At 53.0% G+C, this 5074-nt stretch carries 6 protein-coding genes; 1 reads left to right on the top strand and 5 read right to left on the bottom strand.

All coding sequences use genetic code 11. The features are described 5' to 3' along the window. Positions 1–610 precede the first annotated feature (610 nt). From V7730_RS21900 to rpsJ, 5 genes are all read right to left on the bottom strand, one after another. Positions 611–817 (bottom strand): cold-shock protein, encoded by a 207-nt coding sequence (locus V7730_RS21900; protein ID WP_259999261.1) that lies wholly within the window; start codon positions 815–817, stop codon positions 611–613. Between the two features lie 305 nt (positions 818–1122). Continuing rightward, a complete protein-coding gene (locus V7730_RS21895) occupies positions 1123–1419 on the bottom strand; it encodes a 50S ribosomal protein L23 (RefSeq protein ID WP_335749679.1) in 297 nt (98 codons plus the stop codon). Beyond that, the gene (gene rplD / locus V7730_RS21890; RefSeq protein WP_335749678.1) at positions 1416–2033 is read right to left on the bottom strand and encodes a 50S ribosomal protein L4; all 618 of its coding nucleotides are present in this window, start codon (positions 2031–2033) and stop codon (positions 1416–1418) included. The genes V7730_RS21895 and rplD overlap by 4 nt, the downstream gene beginning before the upstream one ends. Next, the gene (rplC, locus tag V7730_RS21885) at positions 2030–2869 is read right to left on the bottom strand and encodes a 50S ribosomal protein L3 (RefSeq protein ID WP_335749677.1); all 840 of its coding nucleotides are present in this window, start codon (positions 2867–2869) and stop codon (positions 2030–2032) included. Before rplC ends, rplD begins: the two co-directional genes overlap by 4 nt. 18 nt (positions 2870–2887) lie before the next feature. Then, a complete protein-coding gene (gene rpsJ, locus V7730_RS21880; RefSeq protein WP_025063450.1) occupies positions 2888–3205 on the bottom strand; it encodes a 30S ribosomal protein S10 in 318 nt (105 codons plus the stop codon). Positions 3206–3648: 443 nt separating this feature from the next. Here rpsJ and V7730_RS21875 point away from each other — a divergent pair, with 443 nt between their 5' ends. After that, on the top strand, positions 3649–4686 hold the full coding sequence (locus tag V7730_RS21875) for a fatty acid desaturase (RefSeq protein ID WP_335749676.1): 1038 nt from the start codon (positions 3649–3651) through the stop codon (positions 4684–4686). The last annotated feature ends 388 nt before the right edge of the window (positions 4687–5074 follow it).

Here is a 5074-nt window from a genome sequence, read left to right as displayed (position 1 = left end):
TTCACAAGTTGATCCACCTTAACTACTGGTCCGAATTCCCGCGACCACCTCTCTTTCGAATCACTTACGCGCTTGCACTGGAAATACAGACTTTCCCGTCGCGTAACACCCGAATGCAATTTCCTAATGCATTCATACACCGACATGAGCAACATTCGTGATAGTTGAAAGTGGAACAACAGCCCTGCCGTATCAGCTGACGCGTCGCCTCCCCTACGATCAAGCTCGTCTTCAAATGAACGCAACAGGACATCAATACTTGCCGCCTGATCAAGCACGGGGTCTATCAGCCCTCGTATTACCGCAAATCGGTTACGGACCTGTTCCCACTGCCCCAAAACAGCATTTTCGTCATCCTTACGCGCCCAGGACAATGCAGCGGCAGCTAAACCGAACGGGGTTGGTGGATTACCCGAATCTGATATGGGGCGCCTCTATCACTGGCAAGGCTCTTTTATGTCCCATTGAATTGCCTGAAATCAATCAATTCAAGTAAAAGTCGCACTCTCAAACCAAAGGAGCAAAACTGCAACAATAGAAAAGGGCGCAGCCATTACAGCTACGCCCTTCCAATTTCTCTAAACCTTAGCTCCCTCAGGAGCCAACCAGCTTATGCCAGTGCGAGGTTTGTCGCAGATTCACGACCGTCACGGCCGGCTTCGATGTCGAACGTGACTTTCTGGTCATCGTTCAGGCCTGTGAGGCCTGCTTGCTCAACAGCGGAGATGTGAACGAAAACGTCCTTTGCACCACCATCGGGAGCGATAAAACCAAAACCTTTAGTGGAGTTGAACCATTTTACTGTGCCATTGGCCATCAGTTTATTCCTTATGTGTTCTGCCCGCGGAATGCGGCAGGTCGGCTAAGTCAGGTAAAGATCGTAAGACTGAGCCGTAAGGAGCAGTAGTAGCGATATACAGTGTAACGTTGCCTGCCTCAGATGCACCTTTACCGGCGTAATAGCAAGCTATTTATCAGCGCCATCTCAATTAGGGCGACATACGGCGATTAACAGCCGACAAGGCTGAGAGCTCGACCACACAAATGACTTTCGACGAGGCCCTAATAGAAAAAGCCCCGCTGTTTCCAGCAGGGCTTTCTCAATTTCAGCTTAAGCGGACTTTACAGACCGGTCGACACGTCGATGGTGTTACCCTCTTCGAGCGTCACATAGGCTTTTTTCACGTCTTTGCGTGTACCCAGCTGGCCGCGGAAGCGCTTTACTTTACCTTTAGTGATGGACGTGTTCACGGCCTTCACCTTTACACCAAAGAGAGCTTCAACAGCCTCTTTGATCATTGGCTTGTTACTTTCCATCGCCACTTCGAAAACCACGGCATTGGCTTCTGACGCCATTGTAGCTTTTTCAGTGATGATTGGCTTGCGGATCACGTCGTAATGTTCTGGCTTCGCGCTCATTTCAAACGGGCCTCCAGTGCTTCGAGTCCTGCTTTTGTGATGACAAGTGTATCACGCTTCAGGATGTCATATACGTTTGCGCCCATTGTTGGCAGGATATCCAGACCTTCAATGTTGCGTGCGGCTTGCAGGAAGTTCTCATTCACGGTTGCACCGTCAATGATCAACGCCCGCTTCCAACCCAGGGATTTCACCTGCTTGGCCAGTGCGGAAGTTTTCCCATCGGACATAGCGTCGTCGATAATCACCAGCGCGCCGGCTTTCGCCTTTGCGGACAGTGCATGACGCAGGCCCAGCTTGCGGAACTTCTTTGTCAGTTCGTGACCGTGGCTACGAGGGGTTGGACCCTTGTAGATACCGCCCCCGCGGAAGATCGGAGCAGAACGTGCGCCGTGGCGTGCGCCGCCGGTGCCCTTCTGGCGATAGATCTTCTTGGTGGAGTAGCTGACTTCGCGACGTGTCTTAACCTTGTGCGTACCCTGCTGAGCGTTGTTACGCTGCCAGCGCACGACACGGTGCAGGATGTCGGCACGTGGGTCGAGGCCGAACAGTGCCTCGTCCAGGTCGATCGATCCGGCATTGCCGCCGTCGAGTTTGATGACATCTAGTTTCATGCGTCACCTTCTTTCTTATCTGCATCGGCTTCTGGTGCGGTTGCATCAGTGCTTTCTGCGGCTTCCATTGCGGCTTGCTCGGCTGCTGCGGCTTCTGCTGCGGCTACTTCTGCTTCGGCTGCTGCGGCTTCTTCGGCTGCTTTCGCAGCTTCACGTGCAGCGGAAGCCAAAGCGGCTGGAACAATCGCGCTATCAGGGAACGGCTTTTTCACAGCGTCTTTAACTGTGACCCACCCACCTTTGGAGCCTGGAACCGCGCCTTTGACCATGATCAGACCACGAGCGGTGTCAGTTTTGACAACTTCAAGATTCTGCGTGGTTACACGAGCAGCGCCCATGTGACCGGCCATTTTCTTGCCTTTGAAAACCTTGCCTGGATCCTGACACTGGCCCGTGGAGCCGTGTGAGCGGTGAGACACGGAAACACCGTGTGTCGCACGCAGACCGCCAAAGTTGTGACGCTTCATCGCACCCTGAAAGCCTTTACCGATGGATGTACCGGCGACGTCAACGAACTGACCTGCGAAATAGTGATCCGCAATGATCTCTTCGCCAACTGGAAGCATCGCTTCCGCATCAATGCGGAATTCTGCGACTTTGCGCTTCGGCTCTACCTTTGCAGCAGCAAAGTGACCGCGCATGGCTTGTGATGTACGCTTGACCTTGGCTGTACCCGCACCAAGCTGAACAGCAAGATAGCCATCCTTCTCAATTGTGCGTTGGGCAATAACCTGAAGGTTGTCGAGCTGAAGAACGGTCACAGGGATCTGCTTACCGTCTTCCATGAACAGACGGGTCATCCCCATCTTTTTTGCAATAACGCCTGAGCGCAACATAATATTACCCTCCTACGCTTATGACTGCAGCTTGATCTCGACGTCCACACCAGCGGCGAGGTCGAGCTTCATCAGCGCGTCCACGGTCTGGGGAGTCGGATCAACGATATCTAGCAGACGCTTGTGCGTGCGGATTTCGAACTGGTCACGGGATTTCTTGTCAACGTGGGGTCCACGTAGAACGGTGAATTTTTCGATTTTGTTCGGCAGCGGAATCGGGCCGCGAACGGAAGCGCCTGTGCGCTTGGCGGTGTTGACGATTTCCTGAGTGGAAGCATCAAGCACCCGATAATCAAACGCCTTCAGGCGGATGCGGATGTTCTGGCTAGCAGCCATAATACAAATCCCTTTATCTGGGATGGAAACGGATTGGAGGGGGAACGCTCATCGCTCCGCCTCTTCGCGCCTTTTTTTTCACAACGCACACAGGGCGCGAAAGAACGCGCCCCGGTGGTTGAAGCGTGGATAGGGGGAATCGCCACACGTGGCAAGAGGGGAATTAAGCTTCTCGACGATCAAATATTAGAGACACGCTACGATCCAAGACCGTATGTTATAAAATAACGCTGATTGGTAGGTCAAAGCCGTGCCAATCCCTTAAAGTGGGCACTCCGAGCCTGTCCACTTGCGCGGCATAACGCCACGTGATCACTTCATTGGGGCAAAAACACCATAAGAACTTTGCCATTTGCAAAATCTTAAGGGTCGGTGCGTCTTTATAAGTTGTTCAATGGGCGCATTGGTCTATCAAGTTGCCAAAGAAGATAAGAAGCAGGCATATGATCCAACACTCAAACACTGAAATTACCCCCGTTCCAAAGCATGCGCGGGAGTGGGTAAAGGTACTCGCCAACTATCGCGAGCCGAAAACATCGCGCAGCCTCTATGAACTGGCTGTCACACTTGGACCATTCGTCGCCCTCTGGGCGCTCGCTTGGTGGTCCTTATCTGTCAGCGCGTGGCTGACCCTCGCGATCTCTTTGTGTAATGCCGCCTTTTTGCTGCGGCTCTTTGCCATCCAGCACGATTGCGGGCACAGTTCGTTTTTCAAGGACCGCGCATTGAGCGACTGGGTAGGACGCGTGCTTGGTGTACTGACACTCACACCTTATGACGTTTGGCGCCGCGCGCATTCAATTCACCACAGCTCGGCTGGCAACCTTGGTCGCCGCGGGATCGGTGACATCGACACCCTGACCGTCGCGGAGTATAAAAGCCTCTCACGCTACAAACAGTTTCGCTACCGGCTTTACCGCCATCCTCTAATCCTCTTTGGCGTGGGACCTGGGTATCTATTTTTCCTTCAGAACCGTCTGCCACTTGGCCTAATGGCTCACGCAAAATACTGGATCAGCGCGATGTGTACCAACGCAGCCATCATCGTTGCACTTTTGGTGATTTGGTACTTCGGTGGACTGATGCCGATCCTGTTGATCTTTGTACCGTCTACGCTGCTTGCAGCCACGGCCGGTGTTTGGCTGTTTTACGTCCAACACCAGTTTGAGACGACCCATTGGGTAGATGATCAGGACTGGGATCTGCATGATGCCGCGTTACAAGGCAGCTCTCACTATGTGCTGCCTTCTGTGCTGCAATGGCTGAGCGCGAATATTGGCATCCACCACATTCACCACCTCTACAGCAGGATCCCGTTCTACCGCCTTCCTGAAGTGCTGAAGGACCACGCGGGCCTAGCTGAGATTAACCGGATGACCGTCCGTGAAAGCTTTGCCAACGCGCGCCTGCATTTGTGGGATGAAAGTTCTAAAAGATTGCTGTCATTCGCCGAAGTGAAGCAGGTCAACACGGCCGCTTAAGACGCCAAACACAAATCAAACAGCAAGCACCTATCGGGACACCTTCCCGGTAGGTTTTTTTTGCAGAACGTTCAAGAGATCTCCTTGAGGGGTATTGGCAGCACCGCTCACACTAAACATTCTAAAAGCCATACCAGTCGTAGGAGCAGCTTATTGCGAATACGATAATTGGTGCCAGCCGTCTGCGCCATTGTCTTCGCGCGAGATGAACCACTCAATCCAAACCACTACTCAAAAAGAAAGAAGGCCGCTCCAGTCAGGAGCGGCCTTCTTATTTCCTTCGATCACATCCCCCAGACGCGGGAGAGTTATGCGGGCCAAAGCCCGTATAACGTGATTATTCGGTGATTTTGGAAACCACGCCGGCGCCGACTGTGCGGCCGCCTTC

It is taken from the genome of Sulfitobacter sp. (assembly GCF_036961165.1).
In the GTDB taxonomy this organism is placed as follows: Bacteria; Pseudomonadota; Alphaproteobacteria; order Rhodobacterales; family Rhodobacteraceae; genus Sulfitobacter.
This window is presented reverse-complemented; position numbering and strand designations above follow the sequence as displayed.